This window comes from Kribbella sp. DT2, from assembly GCF_049844575.1.
Taxonomy (GTDB): Bacteria; Actinomycetota; Actinomycetes; order Propionibacteriales; family Kribbellaceae; genus Kribbella.
In genome coordinates, this window is record NZ_JBNCLH010000002.1 from 799626 (window position 1) to 817339 (window position 17714).

The following is a 17714-nucleotide window of genomic DNA, read 5'->3' on the forward strand; positions in this document are numbered from 1 at the left end:
GGGTCAGCTCCCTCGATAGGTGGAAAAGGCGAACGGGCTGAGCAGCAGGGGGACGTGGTGGTGCCGCTCGTCGGTGATCGTGAAGGTCACGGTGACCTCGGGAAAGAAGATCTCCTGGCCGGACGCGGCCGCGTAGGCGGCGACGTCGAACCAGAGCTGGTAGGTGCCGGGCGGGAGCCCGTGCGGGGTCAGGTCGTTGACGCGGCCGTCCTCGTTGGTGCGGCCGGACCCGAGCTCGACCACGAGGTCGGCGGCACGGTCACCGGGGCGTTCGGTGCCGATCCGCGACAGCCGGACCGGTACGCCGGCCGCAGGCTTGCCGCGCGCGGTGTCGAGCACGTGCGTGCTGACCGTGCTCATACCGGCACCTCTTGATCCACGACCTTCGTCAGCCGCAGGACGGCGATCTTGCGCAGCTCGTCCCGTACGACGGCCCGCTCGGTCGCGTCGTCGTTGCCCAGCCGCTGACGCAGCGCCGCGAGCATCTCGGCGGCCGACAGCCCGGTCGCGCAGATCAGGAACACCCGGCCGAACCGGTCCTCGTACGAGCGGTTGCCCTCGGCAAGCGCAGCGCGGGCGTCGTCGCCGACCCCGGCCTGCTCGTCGCGCGACCACGCGGCCTCGGTGCTCGCGCCCGGCGCGCGGTCGCCGATCCGCGGGTGCGCCGCGAGTGCTTTCGCGACCTCGGCGTCGTCGAACGTGCCCGCGGTCCGGTCGGCGAGCGCGGTCAGCGCCGCGAGGTCGTCGTACGGGCGGTCGGCGATCAGGCGGTCGACCCAGCGGTCGACGTCGCAGCAGGCGGCCAGCATCGGTCTCAGTCGCTCGGCCGGTACGGCGTTGAAGGCCCGCAGGTCCATCAGTTCTCCCCAGTGGTGAGCAGCTCGCCGTCGATCCAGACGGCCCGAACGTCGGCCGGAGTGCCGAGCGTGAAGATCCTGGCCAGCACTTCCTCGGCGTCGGCCGCGTGGGTGATGCCGACCGCGAGCGGTGAACTGTCCGCGGGCCGCAGGAGCTGGGCGTCGAAGCGCTTGCCGACGCTCAGGTCGCCGACCTCGTCCAGGCCGAGCGCTTCGGCCCCGGCCGCGGTGGACAGGTGGAGCAGGTGCGCCGACGTGAGCGGGTGGCCGTTGTCGCCGAGCAGTTGCTGGCAGAAGTAGGCCTGCAGGCCTTCCTTCAGCAGCGAGAACCCGGTGCCCGCGCCGACATCCGAGCCGAGCGCGACGCGGACGCCGTTGTCGACGTGCCGGCCGATCGGGAACAGGCCGCTGCCGAGCGCCGCGTTGCTCGTCGGGCAGTGCGCGACCGTGGCGCCGCTCGTGCCGAGCAGCTTCAGCTCGACGTCGGTCGGGTGGACGTTGTGCGCGAACACGCTCCGGCGACCGACCAGGCCGTGCTTGTCGTACGTGCTCAGGTAGTCGCTGCCGCCGAACAGCTCGGCGACCGTGGCGATCTCGGCGTCGTTCTCGTTCAGGTGCGAGGTGAACCACGCGTCCGGTACGTCGTTCAGCACGTCGTGGCAGGCGGCAAGCAGTTCGTCGGTGCAGGAGAGTGAGAAGCGCGGCGTCACGGCGTACCGGTTGCGGCCGACGCCGTGCCAGCGGTTGGCCAGGGCAACGGACTCGGTGTGCGCGCGCTCGGGGGTCGTGAGCAGGTCGGGGCGCAGCAGCCGGTCGCTGACGACCAGGCCGCTGGTGACGCGCAGACCGACGCGGGAGGCGGCGGAGAAGAGCGTGTCCATCGCGTCGACGTAGTGGGCGCCGAAGACCATCGCGCTCGTCGTACCGGCGGCCGCGAGACCGCGGACGAACTCGTCGGCGACGCTTCTGGCGTACGCGGAGTCGGCCATCTTGGCCTCTTCCGGAAGGGCGTACTTGTCGAGCCACTCCATCAGCGGCATCCCCATCCCGCCGACCGCGCGGATCTGCGGGAAGTGCACGTGCGTGTCGACGAACCCGGGCAGCACCAGCCCGCCGGTCAGGTCGACGACCTGCTCGGCCGGGTGCGCGCGGCGCAGCTCCTGGTAGGGGCCGCGGGCACGGATCACGCCGTGCTCGACCAGCAGTGCGGCGTCGGTGGCGACCCGCAGGGTGCCGCCGGTGAAGGGGTTCTCAGGGGTGTCGAGGAACGTGCCTCGGAAGAGCGTCATGCTGTTGCCTCACGATGGGCCGGCGCTTGGTGGCGCTCGGCGATGAATTGGTGGAGCAGCCAGGCCGCCACGCTGACGGCGATGGTGGCCGGCTCCTTGCCTGGCAGGTCCGGCAGACCGATCGGGGTGGTGATGGTGGCGATCGCCTCGGACGGGATGCCGTCCTCGGCGAGCTTGCGCTGGAAGCGCGCCCACTTGGCGCTGGAGCCGATCAGGCCGATCGTCGCCAGCTGTCCGTTGCGCAGCGCCGCGTCGCAGAGCGCGGCGTCCTCCGCGTGGTCGTGGGTCATCACCAGCGCGTGCGTCCCGGGCGGCAGCTCGCCGACCACGAGCTCGGGGAGCACGGGGACCTGGTGGATGTGGACGCCGGCGACGGCGTCGTCGAGGACTGCGAGTCGCTCGGTGGTCAGCTGGTCGGGCCGCGAGTCGATCAGGTGCAGCTCGATGTCGTGCCGCGCCATGATCCGCGCCAGCTCGAGCCCGACGTGCCCGAGCCCGAAGATCGCGAGCGACGGAACCACGGCGAGCGGCTCCAGCAGCAACTTCATCTCGCCGCCGCAACACTGCACGGCCTGCTGGTACGGCGCCTTGTCGGAGAGCTTGAACTCCAGTACTTCGGGCGCGGTCACTTGCTCGGCGATCATCGCGCGAGCCCGGTCGACCGCAACCATCTCCAGGTTGCCGCCGCCAACGGTCGCCCAGGTGCGTTCAGCACCGACGACCATCTTGGCGCCCGCCTCACGCGGCGAGTGCCCACGCACGGACACCACCGTCACCAGTACGCCGGGAAGGCGTTGCTCCCGGAGGCGTTGAACTGCTCGCATCCAGTCCATGTCGGCTTTCACACTCCACTCAGGCTGGAGGGGGAAGGGGAGGGGGAGGGGGCCGCCTCGCCCCGGCCGCGAGCGGCTTCGCCGCTGCGGGCGCCACCGCCGCTGGCGTCATCGTCGCGGCCGCGGCTCGCGCCTCCGCCGGTGGCGTCGTCGTCGTGGCTGGGGCTCGCGCCTCCGCCGGTGGCGTCGTCGTCGTGGCTGGGGCTCGCGCCTCCGCCGGTGGCGTGGGCGGGGGTCTCTGCCGAGCGGGCTTTTTCGAGTGCCCAGAAGACGGCTTCCGGGGTTGCTGGGGACGGGAGGTCGACGCTCGTTCCCGCCGGGCCGAAAGCTGCCGCCGCCTGGCGGAGAGCCTCGCGGACCGAGAAGGCGAGCATCAGTGGGGGTTCGCCGACGGCTTTCGAGCCGTAGACGGCGCCGTCCTCGTGGGCCTTCTCCAGCAGGTGGACGTTGAACACCTGTGGCATCTCCGAGAAGCTCGGCAGCTTGTACGTGCTCGCCGCCTGCGTCGCCAGGCGGCCGCGGTTCGGGCCGTCGGACTCGTCCCAGCGCAGGTCCTCCAGGGTCAGCCAGCCGGCGCCCTGGACGAAGCCGCCCTCGATCTGGCCGACGTCGATCAGCGGGCTCAGGCTGTCGCCGACGTCGTGGACGATGTCGACGCGGCGCAGCGTGTAGGCGCCGGTGAAGCCGTCGACCTCGACCTCGGCGGCCGCGACGCCGTACGCGAAGTACTTGAACGGTTCGCCGTGCATCGCGTTGGCGTCCCAGTGCAGTCCCTCGGTCCGGTAGAACCCGGCGGCCCAGAGCTGGACCCGCTGGAAGTACGCGGCGCTGACGATGTCCTCCCAGCGCACTGCCTCACCGGACAGCCCGCGGGCGATCCCGTCGTTGAACCGCACGTCGTGCGGGCTGATCCCGAGGCGCGCGCCCGCGACCTGTTCGAGCCGTTCGCGGATCTGCTCGCACGCGTTCTTGATCGCCGCGCCGTTCAGGTCGGCGCCCGAGCTGGCCGCGGTCGCGGACGTGTTGGGCACCTTGTCGGTCCGCGTCGGCGCCAGCCGCACCCGTTCCAGCGGTACGCCGAGCGTCGTGGCCGCGACCTGCAGCATCTTCGTGTGCAGCCCCTGGCCCATCTCCGTGCCGCCGTGGTTGATCAGCACCGAGCCGTCCTTGTAGACGTGCACCAGCGCACCGGCCTGGTTGAACGCGGTCAGGTTGAACGAGATCCCGAACTTCACCGGCGTCGCCGCGACCGCGCGCCTGCGGTTCGGATGCGTCGCGTTGAACCGCGCGATCTCCTCCTGCCGCCGCGCGATCTCGCCGTTGCGCAGCACCTCGCTCCAGCAGGCTTCGAGCCGCTCCGCGTGCCGAACGGGTTGCCCGTACGGCGTGAGGTGGCCGGGCTGGTACAGGTTGCGCCGCCGCAGCTCCATCGCGTCGTACCCGAGCAGCGGCGCGCACCGCCCGAGCAGGTCCTCGATGACGAGCATCCCCTGCGGACCGCCGAACCCGCGGAACGCGGTCTGCGAGGTCTTGTTCGTCTTGGCGATCTGCCCGTCGACCCGCACGTTGGGGATCCAGTACGAGTTGTCGATGTGACACATCGCGCGAGCCAGTACGGGCTCGGACAGGTCGAGGCTCCAGCCGCCGTCCGCGGTGAGCGTGGCGTCGAGCGCGACGATCCGGCCCTGGTCGTCGAACCCGGCCCGCCACCGGCTGTGGAAGCCGTGGCGCTTGCCGGACATCGTGACGTCCTGGGTGCGGTTGAGCCGCAGCCGGACCGGCCGACCGGTCAGCGTCGCCCCGAGCGCGGCGATCGCAGCGAACCCGTGCGGCTGCATCTCCTTGCCGCCGAAGCCGCCACCCATCCGCAGGCACTGCACGGTCACCGCGTGGCTGGCGACGCCGAGAACGTGCGCGACGATCTCCTGCGTCTCCGATGGGTGCTGCGTGCTGCTCTGCACGAAGATCTGCCCGCCCTCGTCGACGAGCGCGAGCGCGACGTGGGTCTCCAGGTAGAAGTGCTCCTGCCCGGCGAACTCGAACTCGCCGTCGAACACGTGCGCCGCACTGTCGAAGGCTGCCTCGACGTCGCCGTGCTCGAGGTGCCTGCCGGTGCCCTGGAAGTTGCCCGCGGCAATGGCTTCCCGGACGGTCACGAGCGAGGGCAGTGACTCGTAATCGACCTCGACCGCCGCCGCGCCGAGTCGCGCGGCCTCCAGCGTTTCGCCGAGGACCCAGCAGATCGCGTGCCCGTGGAACATTACCTCGGTGCTGGGGAAGAGCGGCTCGTCGTGCTTCACACCGGCGTCGTTGACCCCGGGCACGTCTTCGGAGGTCAGGACACGGACGACACCTGGTACGTCGTACGCCGGCTTGACCCGCAGCTCGACGATCCGGGCGTGCGCGTGCGGTGCCTGGACCGGGTAGGCGTGCAGGACGTCCTTGGTCCGGACGACGAGGTCGTCGGTGTAGAGGGCCTCGCCGGTGACGTGCAACGCGGCGCTCTCGTGCGGCAGCGGGACGCCGACCACTGACTGGGCTGGGCGCTCGGACAGCTGGCTCATGCGCTGACCTCCTCCTCGGCTTCGAGGGACTGGGCGTGGAAGCGGAGCAGCGACTGGCCGAGCATCGCCGACCGGTACGACGCGCTCGCGCGGTGGTCGTCCATCGGGGTGCCTTCGGTCGCCATCACGGCGGCGGCCTCGCGGATCGTGCGCTCGGTCCACGGGCGGCCGATCAGGGCTTGCTCGGTCGCGGTGGCGCGCAACGGGGTGGCGGCGACGCCGCCGAGTCCGATGCGGGCTTCGCTGATCAGGCCGTCGGCGACGCCGAGGGCGTACCCGACGGCCACGCTGGAGATGTCGTCGAAGCGGCGCTTGGCGATCTTGTGGAATGCGGTCAGCGGGGCGAGCGGCAGGGGGACAAGGATCGCGCGGATCAGCTCGTCGGGGGTCTTGAGGGTCTGCCGGTAGCCGGTGAAGTAGTCGGCCAGGGCAACTGTTCGCTCGCCGCGACGGGACGCGAGGACGAGCTGGGCGTCGAGCGCGAGCAGGGCCGGCGGAGTGTCGCCGATCGGTGAACCGGTGCCGAGGTTGCCGCCGATGGTGGCGCCGTTGCGGATCAGGCGCGAGGCGAACTGCGGGAAGAGCTGCCCGAGCAGCGGGACCCGGCCGGCGAGCATCCGCTCGATCTCGGTGAGGGTGAGCGCGGCGCCGATTCTGACCTGCCGGTCATCGATCTCGAACTCGCGGAGCTCGGCAAGCCGGTCGACGGCGACGACGAGCGGGGACCGGAGCCCACGCAGATTGACCTCCACCCCGGCATCGGTCGACCCGGCAACGATCTTCGCTTCCGGACTCTCGGCCAGCAGTTCCAGTACGTCGTGCAACCGTTCCGGACGAACGAACTCGGCACCACCGGACACCAGCCGAGTCACCGCGGGCGGGGGAGGAGGCAACGACCGCCGAGCTGCCAACGTGTCGTTCTCCTCCGGATCACCGAGGGCGTACGCAGCGTCCCGAATCGGCCGATACCCGGTACACCGGCACAAGTTCCCACTGAGCGCATGCAGGTCGAATCCGTTCGGCCCGTGCTCGTGGTCATCGCCGGTCCCGCCGGTGCTCCCAAGGCCCAGGCCGCCCGGCGCGCGCAGCGCGCCGGGCAGGCCGTCGGCCGGGCGGGCCGCGTCCTCACCACCCACCCCGCCGCGCCCGCCGGCGCAGCCGGCGGGCGCGGCGGTCGCCGTACGGGCTGGGCGGTAGTACTCGGCGACCATGCTGCAGATGAAGCCGGGGGTGCAGAAGCCGCACTGGGAGCCGCCGCGGACTGCCATCTCCTGCTGGACGGGGTGGAGGGACGAGCTGCTGCCCAGGCCCTCCGACGTGATGACTTCCTGGCCGTCCAGGGCGGCGACCGGGACGAGGCACGCGTTGATCGCGGTCCACTCGGTGGGGCTGTCGATGCCCGGTCGGGCGACCAGGACCGAGCAGGCGCCGCACTCGCCTTCGGCGCAGCCTTCCTTTGCGCCGGTCAGGCCGCGGTCGCGGAGCCAGTCCAGGGTGGTGGTGTGGACCGCGGCGCCGTCCAGCGAGACGTCGGCGCCGTTGACCTTGAGGTTCGTGCTCATCGGTTGCTGCTCCAGCGGGTCCTTGCACTGTGGATGGGGTTGGCGTCGCTCAGGAAGTCGTCGAAGCGGTAGCCGGCGATCTTCGCGATCTCCAGCAGCGCGGCGGCGTGCTCCTGGTTCTCGCAGTTGCCGAGCCGATCGCGGCCCTGCTCGACGATCCGCGTGAACGAGTCCGCGTCCCGGACCGAGATCACCAGCGGGAAGCCGAAGCGTTCGCGGTACTGATCGGTGATCGCCGCCAGCTCGTCGCGCTCGGGCTCGGCCAGGAAGGTGAGCCCGCGGGTGGCCTGGTCCCGCAGCGACGCCTCGCCGCTCAGACCGTCGGCGACGAACTGCGACCCGAGCTGCGGGTACGACTCGATCAGCTCCCGCTGCTCCTCGACCGACCCGGAGAACAACGCCTCCTGGAACGACCGCCGCAGTGCATGGGTGTCGGTGAACGGCCGCATCTCCCACGCCCGCTCGACCATCCACCGCGGCCCCTGGAACAGGTCGGCGAACGTCTCGACGAACTGCGGCTGCGTCATCTTGTTCACCTGATCCAGCCGTACGGCGCTCGACCCCGGCTGCCCGGCGACCGCCGGACCGAAGTCCTTGCCGACGTGGTGGAACAGCAGGTTCAGCAGGATCGCGGTCAGGCTGCCGAGCGTGATGCCGCTGCCGAAGATGATCTCGGCCCAGTCGGGCACGGCCTGGGCGACCTGCGGCTGCGCGGTGACGTACATGGCCAGCCCGACGCTGGTCGCGACGATCACCACGTTGCGGTGGTCGTGGAAGTCGACCTTGGTCAGGGTCTGGAAACCGACGACCGCCACGGTCGCGAACATCGCCAGCGCGGCGCCACCGAGCACCGGGTGCGGGATGCCGGCCACGATCGCGCCGGCCTTGGGCAGCAGGCCGAGCAGGATCATGATCACGCCGGCCGCGGCGACCACCCAGCGGCTCTTCACCCGGGTGAGCCGGACCAGGCCGACGTTCTCGGCGAAGCAGGTGTACGGGAAGGAGTTGAAGATGCCGCCGATCGTGGTGGCCAGGCCGTCGGCGCGCAGGGCCCGGGCGATGTCCTCGCGGCCGATCCGCTTCTCGACGATCTCACCGGTCGCGAACACGTCTCCGGTGGTCTCGACCGCGGTGATCAGCATGACGACGACCATCGAGATGATCGCGGCGATCGAGAACTGCGGCCAGCCGAAGTAGAAGGGTGTGGTCACCCCGACCCACCCGGAGTCGGCGACGGCACCGAAGTGGGCGTCCCCGAGCGCCCACGCGACCAGCGTGCCGACAACCAGGCCGACCAGGACGGCGACCGTCGCCATGAATCCCTTGAACACCCGCTGGATCAGCACGATCAGTCCGAGCGTGCCCAGCGCGTACGCGAGGTTCTTGCCGCTGGTCGGGTCCGAGGTCGGCCCGGCGCCGCCGGTGGCGTCCCCGGCCGCGACCGGCAGCAGCGCCAGGCCGATGATCGTGATCACCGAGCCGGTGACGACCGGCGGGAAGAAGCGGATCAGCCGGCTGAAGAAGGGTGCCATGAAGAACGTCGCGAGACCGGCTACCAGCACGGCGCCGTAGATGACGAGCAGTCCGTCGGTGCCGCCCCCGGCGGCCATGCCGATCGCGATCATCGGCGACACGGCGGTGAACGTCACGCCCTGCAGCAGCGGCAGCCGGACGCCGACCTTCCAGAACCCGACCGACTGGATGATCGAGGCGATGCCGCAGGTGAACAGGTCGGCGTTGATCAGGTGCACGAGCTGCTCGGTGCTGAGCCCGATCGAGTTCGCCAGCAGGATCGGGACGATCACCGCGCCGGCGTAGAACGCGAGCACGTGCTGGGTGCCGTAGACGGCCAGCCGTCCGGGGGACATCACTTCGTCGACGGGATGACGTGGTGCCTGGCGGCGGGGGCGCAGGGCTGCCTTCATCGAACACCCTCCAAGGGGTCGGCGGCGGGGATTGTGACCTGCACGACAGCTTGCGTTCACCCCGTGGTCCCGGGCTAGCGAGGAACCTCCGAAGTTCGCCCGTCGCGGCGCCCCCGGTTCTGTGCGATCACCCAAAGGGCGCGGGTCAGAGCGACTTGAGCGCCAGGAACACGTCGATCTTGTCCTCGAGCTGCGACAGATCGCGATCGGTCAGTTGCTCAACGCGTTCGATCCGGTACCGGACCGTGTTGACGTGCAGGTGCATCGCCTCGGCGGTGCGGGCCCACGAACCCGAGCAGGCCAGGAACTCGCGCAACGTCGCGAGTAGCTCGCCGCCGGTCTTGCGGTCGTGCTCGAGCACCGGGCCGAGCACGCGGTGCGTGTACGTCCGCCGTACGTCGTCAGGCACCGTGGCGAGCAGGAGCACGTGGGACGCGACCTGGTCCGAGGTCACCACCGACACCGGGGTGATTCCGGCGCGGGCGACGCGGTGGGCGAAGCGTGCTTCCTCCAGGGCGCCGGACAGTGCGTCGACGGAGGTCTCGCCGCTGATGCCGACGGCAACCCGCGACCGGCCCAGGCCGGGGGCGAGCCGGCCGAAGGCGCGGCGCAGCAGCTCCGGCAGATCAGGGGCCCAGGGCAACAATCCGATCAGCAGTCCGTCGCGCCCGGGCGCGACGGTCGCGGGGCCGGCGGCGCCGGGGGCTCCCCCGGCGCGCGGCGCGCCGCCGAGGCCGCCCGGCCCCACGGTTCCGGCCACGTCCTCGAAGACGGTGATCGCCACCTCGGCGGCTCCGGCGTCCCGTGGGGCCTGGTCGGCGGGTTGCGGGGTGTGTAGCTCGGCGACGACCACCACCATCGGCCGGTCGGGTTGCGCACCCGCCTGCCGCAGCCGGGTGGTGACCTCGGGCAGTGGTCCGCCGGACTCGACCAGGCTCAGCGCGTCGGCCATCAGTGGACGCAGGGCGAGCCGGCCCTCGTCTCGTCGTACGCGATCGAGGGCGCCGATCGCGCACAACTCGTGCACGGTCTCCACCTGGTCGCGGGGCCACTGCGAGTGGTCGCCCTCGATCACCAGCAGCCAGGCGGTCAGCCGGTTGCCGAGACCCGATCCGACGGGGAACACGCTGTACGCCGCGTCGCCCGCCTCGGCCACGGCCGGCGTACGGTCGGCCGTCAGGAACCGGCGGGTGACCGCGTCGAGGGTCTCGTCGTCCAACGGCTCAGGACCCGGTACGACGTGCCGCCCGGTCGGCGTGATCACCCGGCAGGTGTGCCCGATGTCGGTGGAGATCTGCGCCGCGAGCTCGTCGAGGCTGCGCCCGGACGCGATCGCGGACAGCAGTTGGCGCTGGCGGACCAGGCTCGCCGACAACCGGGCTCCGCTGTCGGTGGCGGCCGCGACGTACTCGGTGACGTCCGCGAAGGCGACCTCCGTCGGGACCTCGGCCAGCGTCAGGTGGTGGCGACGGCAGGCCGCGATCAGGTCCTCGGGGATCGTGCCGAACAGCGCCTTGCCGGCCAGGATCGTGGTCGCGCCCCGCCCGGCGACCGACGCGACGAAGGTCTCGCTGTCGGTGGGACCGCGGCGCCAGACCAGACCGGTCAGGACCAGTTCACCGCCGCTGAGGTAGTTGCCGGGCTCGAGCAGGTCGGTGGTGACGAGCCGGCCGATCGGGCGGTCGGACGTCTCCTGCGCCTGGTGCAGCAGACGCAGACCGAGCTCCGGTGCGCCGAAGAGTTCGGACAGCAGCATGGTGGTCACCTCCCGCCCCTTTGGAGAAACCTACAGCGCCCGGGGCGCTTGACGCTGCCGGTGCAGGCAACTTATCGTCCTTTCGCAGAACAGAAACAATATTCCACAATGCGGAAGAAGAGGCGTGATGATGCTCCGCTACACGGTGAATTGCTCGATCCTGTTCACCGAGCTCCCGCTGCTCGAACGACCGGCCGCCGCGCGGACCGCCGGGTTCGACGCGGTCGAGTTCTGGTGGCCGTTCGCCGAGGCCGTGCCGGCCGACGCCGAGATCGATGCGTTCGTGCGGGCGGTGGAGGACGCCGACGTCCAGTTGACCGGACTCAACTTCTTCGCCGGCGACATGCCCGGTGGCGACCGCGGGCTGGTGTCGTGGCCGAAGCGGGCCGGGGAGTTCCGCGACAACATCGACGTCACCGTCGGCATCGGTGAGCGGCTCGGGTGCGGGGCGTTCAACGCGCTGTACGGCAACCGCGTCGACTCGGCCAAGCCCGCCGAGCAGGACGAGCTGGCGATCGAGAACCTCGGGCTCGCGGCTCAGGCTGCTGGACGCATCGGAGCTGTCGTACTGGTCGAACCGGTGAGCGGCGCCGAGCGGTATCCGCTGCTGACCGCGGCCGATGCGCTGGCCGTGATCGACCGCGTGCAAGCGGCGTACGACGTACCGAACCTCGGGCTGCTCGCGGATCTCTACCACCTCGCGGTCAACGGCGACGACGTCGACCAGGTGATTGCCCGGCACATCGATCGGATCGCGCACGTGCAGATCGCCGATGCGCCCGGTCGCAACGAACCCGGGACCGGCACGCTCCCGCTGCAGGCGCAGCTGAGCGCCCTCGAAGCCGGCGGCTACACCGGCCTGGTCGGGCTCGAGTACAAGCCCTCGACCACCACCCTCAAAAGCTTCGACTGGAGATTCTGATGACGAACATCGCTTTCATCGGCCTCGGCATTATGGGCAGCCCGATGGCCGTGCACCTCGCGAACGCCGGACACCGGGTGACCGGCTACAACCTCGACATGGAGCGCGCCAAGCCGCTGGTCGCGGCCGGTGGCGTGGCCGCGGACTCGATCGCGGACGCTGTCAAGGACGCGGACGTGGTCTGCTTGATGGTGCCCGACTCGCCGGACGTCGAGCTGGTGCTCGCCGGGCCGGACGGGGTCTTCCAGAACGCGCCGACCGGTGCCCTGGTCATCGACTTCTCCAGCATCCGGCCGGACGTCACCATCGGCCTTGCCGCGCAGGCTCGTGCCAACGGATTCCGGTTGCTGGACGCACCTGTTTCCGGAGGTCAGGCCGGCGCGGAGAACGCGGCGCTGTCGATCATGGTCGGCGGTGAGGCGGAGGACTTCCAGACCGCGAAGCCGTTGTTCGACCGGGTCGGCAAGACGGTCGTCCACGTCGGCGGGAACGGCGCCGGCCAGACCGTGAAGGCCGCGAACCAGCTGATCGTTGCCTCGAACATCCAAGCGCTGTCGGAGGCCGTCGTCTTCCTCGAGGCGTACGGCGTCGACACCAAGGCCGCGCTGGAGGTGCTCGGCGGAGGGCTGGCCGGTTCGGCGGTGCTGAACCAGAAGAAGGAGAACATGCTCTCGCGGACCTTCGAGCCGGGGTTCCGGATCGACCTGCACCACAAGGACATGGGGATCGTCACCGCGGCCGCGCGGGAAGCCGGCGTCGTCGTACCGCTGGGTGCGCTGGTCGCTCAGCTCGTCGCGTCGGCTCGTACGAACGGTGACGGTGGGCTCGACCACTCGGCGCTGCTGCGTGGTGTCGAGCGACTGTCCGGCAAGGCGGTCAGCTGATGGCCAGGATGCGCGCGGTCGACGCCGCGGTCCTGATCCTGGAGAAGGAGGGATCGACGCAGGCGTTCGGACTGCCCGGTGCCGCGATCAACCCGTTCTACAGCGCGATGCGCAAGCACGGCGGGATCAAGCACGTGCTGGCCCGCCACGTCGAGGCCGCCTCGCACATGGCCGAGGGCTACACGCGGGCCACCGCAGGCAACATCGGCGTCTGCATCGGTACGTCGGGGCCGGCCGGGACCGACATGATCACCGGCCTGTACTCGGCGTCGGCCGACTCGATCCCGATCCTGTGCATCACCGGGCAGGCGCCGGTGGCGAAGCTGCACAAGGAGGACTTCCAGGCCGTCGACATCGCGTCGATCGCCAAGCCGGTGGCCAAGTGGGCCGTGACGGTGATGGAGGCGGCGCAGGTCCCGGGGACCTTCCAGAAGGCGTTCTGGTTGATGCGGGAGGGGCGGCCGGGACCGGTGCTCGTCGACCTGCCGGTCGACGTCCAGCTGGCCGAGATCGACTTCGACATCGACACGTACGAGCCACTGCCGGTGACGCGGCCCGCTGCTTCGCGGGCGCAGGTCGCGCGGGCGCTGGAGATGCTGAACGCTGCCGAGCGGCCGTTGATCGTGTCGGGTGGTGGGGTGATCAACGCGGATGCCTCCGCGTTGCTGGTCGAGTTCGCCGAGCTGGTGGGCGTTCCCGTCGTACCGACGTTGATGGGGTGGGGGACGATTCCCGACGACCATCCGCTGGCGGCCGGGATGGTCGGGCTGCAGACGGCGCACCGGTACGGGAACGCGACGCTGCTGGCCTCGGACTTCGTGCTCGGGATCGGGAACCGGTGGGCGAACCGGCACACGGGTTCGCTCCCGACGTACACCGAGGGCCGGAAGTTCGTGCACGTGGACATCGAGCCGACGCAGATCGGGCGGGTGCTGGCACCGGACTACTCGATCGTGTCCGACGCTGCCGCTGCGTTGGCGGTGTTTGTCGAGGTCGCTCGGGAGTGGGCGGCCGACGGGCGGTTGGTGGACCGGTCGGCGTGGGTCGCGGAGTGCGCGGGGCGTCGTACGGCGTTGCAGCGCAAGACGCACTTCGACAACGTGCCGATCAAGCCGCAGCGGGTGTACGAGGAGATGAACCGGGCGTTCGGGCCGGAGACGCGTTACGTTTCGACGATCGGGCTGTCGCAGATCCAGGCGGCGCAGATGCTGCACGTCTACAAGCCGCGGCACTGGATCAACGCCGGCCAGGCCGGGCCGTTGGGGTGGACCGTGCCGGCGACGCTCGGGGTTGCCGTGGCGGATCCGGACTCGACGGTGGTCGCGCTGTCGGGCGACTACGACTTCCAGTTCCTGATCGAGGAACTGGCGGTGGGGGCGCAGTTCCAGATCCCGTACATCCACGTGGTGGTGAACAACTCCTACCTCGGGCTGATCCGGCAGGCGCAGCGGGGGCTGGAGATGGACTACTGCGTGCAGCTGTCGTTCGACAACATCAACAGTCCTGAGGTCGGTGGGTACGGTGTCGATCACCTGAAGGTGGCCGAGGGGCTCGGGTGCAAGGCGCTGCGGGTGACGGCGCCGGACGAGATCCTGCCGGCGCTGGAGCAGGCCAAGAAGCTGATGGTCGAGTTCCGGGTGCCGGTCGTGGTGGAGGTCATCCTGGAACGGGTGACGAACGTCGCGATGGGCACCGAGATCGACGGGGTCGTCGAGTTCGAGGAGCTCGCCACAGAGCCCGGGGACGCGCCGACCGCGATCGCCGCGCTCAGCTGATGCGGGTGCTGGTTGCCTCCGACAAGTTCAAGGGCACGCTGACCAGCGCGGAGGTCGCGGCCGCGGTCGCCGACGGCGTACGGCGGTCCCGGCCGTCCGCCGTCGTCGAGTCGGTCCTGATCGCCGACGGCGGCGACGGCACACTGGCCGCCGCGGTCGCGGCGGGGTTCGAGCTGGTCCCGGTCACGGCCAGTGGGCCTACGGGGGAGCCGGTCTCGTCAGGGTTTGCGCGCCGGGGGGAGGCGGCGTCTCCGGGCCTTGCGGGCCGGGGTGAGGTGTCTCCGGGCGTTGCGCGCCGGGGCGCGACCGCGGTGGTCGAGTTGGCGGACGTGTCCGGCTTGATCCGCCTGCCCGGCGGCGTTCTCGCGCCTCTCACGGCGAGCTCCCGAGGCACCGGCGAAGTGATCGCCGCTGCCGTCGAGGCCGGTTGCACGCGAGTGATCCTGGGCATCGGCGGCAGCGCGAGCACCGACGGGGGAGCCGGCCTCCTCCGCGCGCTCGGCGCCCGGCTGCTGGACGCCTCCGGCGCCGAGGTCCCCGAGGGCGGAGCGGCGCTGGCCGACGTGGTCTCGGTGGAGTTGGAGGCGCTGCACCAGCGGACGAACGGGATCGAGGTGGTGGTCGCCTGCGACGTGGACAACCCACTCACCGGCCCGTCGGGCGCGGCGGCGACCTACGGGCCGCAGAAGGGTGCCGGGCCTGAGCAGATCGACGTACTGGACAGAGCGCTTGAGCACTGGGCCGGGCTGGTTGCTCCTGAACTGCGTGACACGCCGGGTGCTGGGGCGGCCGGTGGTGTTGGGTTCGCTGCGCTTGCGGTGCTGGGGGCCGAGCTTGTGCCTGGGATTGAGTTGGTGCTGGATCTCGTCGGCTTCCGCGAGCGGCTCCACGGAGTGGATCTGGTGGTGACCGGCGAAGGAGCCCTGGACGAGCAGACCCTCCACGGCAAGGCTGTTGCCGGCGTCGCCTCGGCAGCGAAGGCCGCAGGCGTTCCGGTCGTGGCTGTTTGTGGAACCAACCGGTTGGACGGCGCTCGGCTGCGGGCGGCCGGGATCTCGGCGGTGTACGCGTTGACCGACCTGCAGCCTGACGTGAGCCGTTGCATCGCGGATCCCGTGCCGCTGCTCCGCGGGCTCGGGGAACGGATCGGCCTACGATGAGTTCGACCGAGAGGGGCGGCGTATGAGCTCGCTGGACCGTGTCATCCAGGCCCGCAGAGTCGTCACGCCTGCGGGGGAGCAGGCGCTTGCCGTCGGCATCGAAGGCGGCCGGATCGCCGTCGTCGCGCCGTACGGAACCGACCTCGCCGCCGTGCACCTCGTCGAGCTGAACGACGACGAGGTGCTGATGCCCGGCGTCGTCGATACCCACGTGCACGTCAACGACCCCGGCCGGACCGCGTGGGAGGGCTTCACCAGCGCGACCCGAGCGGCCGCGGCCGGTGGGGTGACGACGATCGTCGACATGCCGCTCAACAGCATCCCGCCGACCTGCGACGTCCCGGCATTGGAGCTGAAGCGGAAGACCGCCGAGCGGCAGGCGTACGTCGACGTCGGGTTCTGGGGCGGTGCGATCCCGGGCAACCTCGCCGACCTGCGCCCGCTCCATGAGGCCGGCGTGTTCGGGTTCAAGTGCTTCCTGCTGCACTCGGGCGTCGACGAGTTCCCGCCGCTCGACCCCGCCGAGCTCGAAGCGGCGATGCGTTCCATCGCGAGCTTCGACGGACTGCTGATCGTCCACGCCGAGGACGCGCACCACATCACCACAGCCCCGACCGGCCCGGCGTACGACGGTTTCCTGCAGTCCCGCCCCCGCGCGGCGGAGAACGCCGCGGTCGCCGGGGTGATCGCGCTGGCTCGGCGTACCGGTTGCCGGGTCCACATCCTCCACATCTCCAGCGCCGAGGTCCTCCCGCTGCTCGCCGAAGCGCGAGAGGACGGCGTCAGGATCACCGCGGAGACCTGCCCGCACTACCTGACCTTCTCGGCCGAGGAGATCCCCGCCGGCGCCACGCCGTACAAGTGCTGCCCGCCGATCCGCGAGGCCGCGAACCGCGAGCTGCTCTGGCAGGGCCTGCGCGACGGCTTGATCGACCTGGTCGTCTCGGACCACTCGCCGTCGACGGTCGACCTCAAGCACCTCGACACCGGCGACTTCGGCACCGCCTGGGGCGGCATCGCGTCGCTCCAGGTCGCCCTCCCCGCGGTCTGGACCCAGGCCCGGCGTCGCGGCTTCGGGCTCACCGACATCGCCCGCTGGATGAGCCAGGCACCTGCTGCCCAGGCGGGACTCACCCGCAAGGGCCGGATCGAGCCCGGGTCCGACGCGGACTTCTGCGTCTTCGCCCCCGACGACGCCTTCGTGGTGAACGCCACGACCCTGCAGCACAAGAACGCCGTCACCCCGTACGCCGGATGGCCGCTCGCCGGTGTGGTCCGCCGTACGTGGTTGCGCGGCGTACCGATCGACATCGACGCCGACCCGAGCGGTCGGCTGCTGAACAGAGGAGACCAACGATGAACCAGCCGCGCTACTACTCGCCGGCCGGCGGACACCCCGCCCAGACCGAGCTCACCACCGACCGCGCGGTCTTCACCGAGGCGTACGCCGTCCTTCCGCGCGGCACGATGCGCGACATCGTCACCAGCCAGCTCCCGTTCTGGGACAACACCCGGCTCTGGGTCCTGGCCCGGCCGCTGTCGGGCTTCGCCGAGACGTTCTCGCAGTACATCGTCGAGGTCGCCCCTGGCGGCGGCAGCGACCGCCCCGAGACCGATCCCGGCGCGGAGGCCGTCCTGTTCGTTGTCGAAGGCAACGTTGTGCTCACCGCCGACGGCGAGAAGCACGAGCTGGCGCCCGGCGGGTACGCGTTCCTCCCGCCCGGCACCGACTGGACGCTGCGCAACACCAGCGACCAGGTCGCCCGCTTCCATTTCCTCCGCAAGGCCTACGAGCACATCGACGGCATCGACGTACCGCCGGTTCTCGTCACGAACGAGACCGAGGTCGAAGGCCTCGAGATGCCCGGCACCGAGGGCCGCTGGAAGACCCAGCGTTTCGTCGACCCGAACGACGTCCGCCACGACCTGCACGTCAACATCGTCACCTTCGAACCCGGCGGCGTGATCCCGTTCCCCGAGACCCACGTGATGGAGCACGGCATCTACGTCCTCGAGGGCAAGGCCGTCTACCTGCTCAACAAGGACTGGGTCGAGGTCCAGGAAGGCGACTTCCTCTGGCTCCGCGCCTTCTGCCCCCAAGCCTGCTACGCCGGCGGCCCGACCCGCTTCCGCTACCTCATCTACAAGGACGTCAACCGCCACCCGAAACTGCCCCGCTAGACCGCT

At 70.7% G+C, this 17714-nt stretch carries 14 protein-coding genes; 6 read left to right on the top strand and 8 right to left on the bottom strand.

Annotated elements, in window-relative coordinates; genetic code table 11:
* Nucleotides 1-3: 3 nt before the first annotated feature.
* The 8 genes from uraH to ACLQ2O_RS12535 all read right to left on the bottom strand — a co-directional run bounded on the left by uraH (nucleotide 4) and on the right by ACLQ2O_RS12535 (nucleotide 10786).
* A complete protein-coding gene (gene uraH / locus ACLQ2O_RS12500; RefSeq protein ID WP_425830553.1) occupies nucleotides 4-360 on the bottom strand; it encodes a hydroxyisourate hydrolase in 357 nt (118 codons plus the stop codon).
* Nucleotides 357-857, bottom strand: coding sequence for a 2-oxo-4-hydroxy-4-carboxy-5-ureidoimidazoline decarboxylase (gene uraD / locus ACLQ2O_RS12505; protein ID WP_425830555.1), 501 nt, complete (start codon nucleotides 855-857; stop codon nucleotides 357-359). Before uraD (ACLQ2O_RS12505) ends, uraH begins: the two co-directional genes overlap by 4 nt.
* On the bottom strand, nucleotides 857-2146 hold the full coding sequence (gene guaD / locus ACLQ2O_RS12510) for a guanine deaminase (RefSeq protein ID WP_425830556.1): 1290 nt from the start codon (nucleotides 2144-2146) through the stop codon (nucleotides 857-859). The genes uraD (ACLQ2O_RS12505) and guaD overlap by 1 nt, the downstream gene beginning before the upstream one ends.
* On the bottom strand, nucleotides 2143-2970 hold the full coding sequence (xdhC, locus tag ACLQ2O_RS12515; protein WP_425830557.1) for a xanthine dehydrogenase accessory protein XdhC: 828 nt from the start codon (nucleotides 2968-2970) through the stop codon (nucleotides 2143-2145). The genes guaD and xdhC overlap by 4 nt, the downstream gene beginning before the upstream one ends.
* 17 nt (nucleotides 2971-2987) lie before the next feature.
* Nucleotides 2988-5543: a xanthine dehydrogenase molybdopterin binding subunit gene (gene xdhB / locus ACLQ2O_RS12520; protein WP_425830559.1), complete on the bottom strand. Its 2556-nt coding sequence runs from the start codon at nucleotides 5541-5543 to the stop codon at nucleotides 2988-2990.
* Nucleotides 5540-7105, bottom strand: a complete 1566-nt coding sequence (locus tag ACLQ2O_RS12525) for a xanthine dehydrogenase small subunit (protein ID WP_425830561.1) — start codon at nucleotides 7103-7105, stop codon at nucleotides 5540-5542. Before ACLQ2O_RS12525 ends, xdhB begins: the two co-directional genes overlap by 4 nt.
* Nucleotides 7102-9030, bottom strand: a complete 1929-nt coding sequence (uraD, locus tag ACLQ2O_RS12530; RefSeq protein ID WP_425830563.1) for a 2-oxo-4-hydroxy-4-carboxy-5-ureidoimidazoline decarboxylase — start codon at nucleotides 9028-9030, stop codon at nucleotides 7102-7104. Before uraD (ACLQ2O_RS12530) ends, ACLQ2O_RS12525 begins: the two co-directional genes overlap by 4 nt.
* Before the next feature lie 145 nt (nucleotides 9031-9175).
* Complete coding sequence (locus ACLQ2O_RS12535; protein WP_425830948.1) at nucleotides 9176-10786, bottom strand: PucR family transcriptional regulator; 1611 nt, start codon at nucleotides 10784-10786, stop codon at nucleotides 9176-9178.
* Nucleotides 10787-10913: 127 nt separating this feature from the next.
* On the opposite strand from ACLQ2O_RS12535, the gene ACLQ2O_RS12540 reads away from it, so the two are divergent.
* Genes ACLQ2O_RS12540 through ACLQ2O_RS12565 form a run of 6 tightly spaced genes read left to right on the top strand, consistent with a single transcriptional unit; the run spans nucleotide 10914 to nucleotide 17708 of the window.
* Complete coding sequence (locus ACLQ2O_RS12540) at nucleotides 10914-11708, top strand: hydroxypyruvate isomerase family protein (protein WP_425830564.1); 795 nt, start codon at nucleotides 10914-10916, stop codon at nucleotides 11706-11708.
* The gene (locus ACLQ2O_RS12545) at nucleotides 11708-12592 is read left to right on the top strand and encodes a 2-hydroxy-3-oxopropionate reductase (RefSeq protein ID WP_425830566.1); all 885 of its coding nucleotides are present in this window, start codon (nucleotides 11708-11710) and stop codon (nucleotides 12590-12592) included. The genes ACLQ2O_RS12540 and ACLQ2O_RS12545 overlap by 1 nt, the downstream gene beginning before the upstream one ends.
* Entirely contained in the window at nucleotides 12592-14367 is a 1776-nt protein-coding gene (gene gcl / locus ACLQ2O_RS12550; RefSeq protein ID WP_425830567.1) for a glyoxylate carboligase, read from the top strand. Before ACLQ2O_RS12545 ends, gcl begins: the two co-directional genes overlap by 1 nt.
* The gene (locus ACLQ2O_RS12555; protein ID WP_425830569.1) at nucleotides 14367-15527 is read left to right on the top strand and encodes a glycerate kinase; all 1161 of its coding nucleotides are present in this window, start codon (nucleotides 14367-14369) and stop codon (nucleotides 15525-15527) included. Before gcl ends, ACLQ2O_RS12555 begins: the two co-directional genes overlap by 1 nt.
* A gap of 22 nt (nucleotides 15528-15549) precedes the next feature.
* On the top strand, nucleotides 15550-16887 hold the full coding sequence (allB, locus tag ACLQ2O_RS12560) for an allantoinase AllB (protein WP_425830570.1): 1338 nt from the start codon (nucleotides 15550-15552) through the stop codon (nucleotides 16885-16887).
* The gene (locus tag ACLQ2O_RS12565) at nucleotides 16884-17708 is read left to right on the top strand and encodes a bifunctional allantoicase/(S)-ureidoglycine aminohydrolase (RefSeq protein ID WP_425830571.1); all 825 of its coding nucleotides are present in this window, start codon (nucleotides 16884-16886) and stop codon (nucleotides 17706-17708) included. The genes allB and ACLQ2O_RS12565 overlap by 4 nt, the downstream gene beginning before the upstream one ends.
* The last annotated feature ends 6 nt before the right edge of the window (nucleotides 17709-17714 follow it).

Excerpts from the sequence above, each read along its gene's own strand:
- uraH (WP_425830553.1), bottom strand. The coding sequence starts at position 360 with ATGAGCACGGTCAGCACGCACGTGCTCGACACCGCGCGCGGCAAGCCT.
- uraD (WP_425830555.1), bottom strand. The coding sequence starts at position 857 with ATGGACCTGCGGGCCTTCAACGCCGTACCGGCCGAGCGACTGAGACCG.
- guaD (WP_425830556.1), bottom strand. The coding sequence starts at position 2,146 with ATGACGCTCTTCCGAGGCACGTTCCTCGACACCCCTGAGAACCCCTTC.
- xdhC (WP_425830557.1), bottom strand. The coding sequence starts at position 2,970 with ATGCGAGCAGTTCAACGCCTCCGGGAGCAACGCCTTCCCGGCGTACTG.
- xdhB (WP_425830559.1), bottom strand. The coding sequence starts at position 5,543 with ATGAGCCAGCTGTCCGAGCGCCCAGCCCAGTCAGTGGTCGGCGTCCCG.
- ACLQ2O_RS12525 (WP_425830561.1), bottom strand. The coding sequence starts at position 7,105 with ATGAGCACGAACCTCAAGGTCAACGGCGCCGACGTCTCGCTGGACGGC.
- uraD (WP_425830563.1), bottom strand. The coding sequence starts at position 9,030 with ATGAAGGCAGCCCTGCGCCCCCGCCGCCAGGCACCACGTCATCCCGTC.
- ACLQ2O_RS12535 (WP_425830948.1), bottom strand. The coding sequence starts at position 10,786 with ATGCTGCTGTCCGAACTCTTCGGCGCACCGGAGCTCGGTCTGCGTCTG.
- ACLQ2O_RS12540 (WP_425830564.1), top strand. The coding sequence starts at position 10,914 with ATGATGCTCCGCTACACGGTGAATTGCTCGATCCTGTTCACCGAGCTC.
- ACLQ2O_RS12545 (WP_425830566.1), top strand. The coding sequence starts at position 11,708 with ATGACGAACATCGCTTTCATCGGCCTCGGCATTATGGGCAGCCCGATG.
- gcl (WP_425830567.1), top strand. The coding sequence starts at position 12,592 with ATGGCCAGGATGCGCGCGGTCGACGCCGCGGTCCTGATCCTGGAGAAG.
- ACLQ2O_RS12555 (WP_425830569.1), top strand. The coding sequence starts at position 14,367 with ATGCGGGTGCTGGTTGCCTCCGACAAGTTCAAGGGCACGCTGACCAGC.
- allB (WP_425830570.1), top strand. The coding sequence starts at position 15,550 with ATGAGCTCGCTGGACCGTGTCATCCAGGCCCGCAGAGTCGTCACGCCT.
- ACLQ2O_RS12565 (WP_425830571.1), top strand. The coding sequence starts at position 16,884 with ATGAACCAGCCGCGCTACTACTCGCCGGCCGGCGGACACCCCGCCCAG.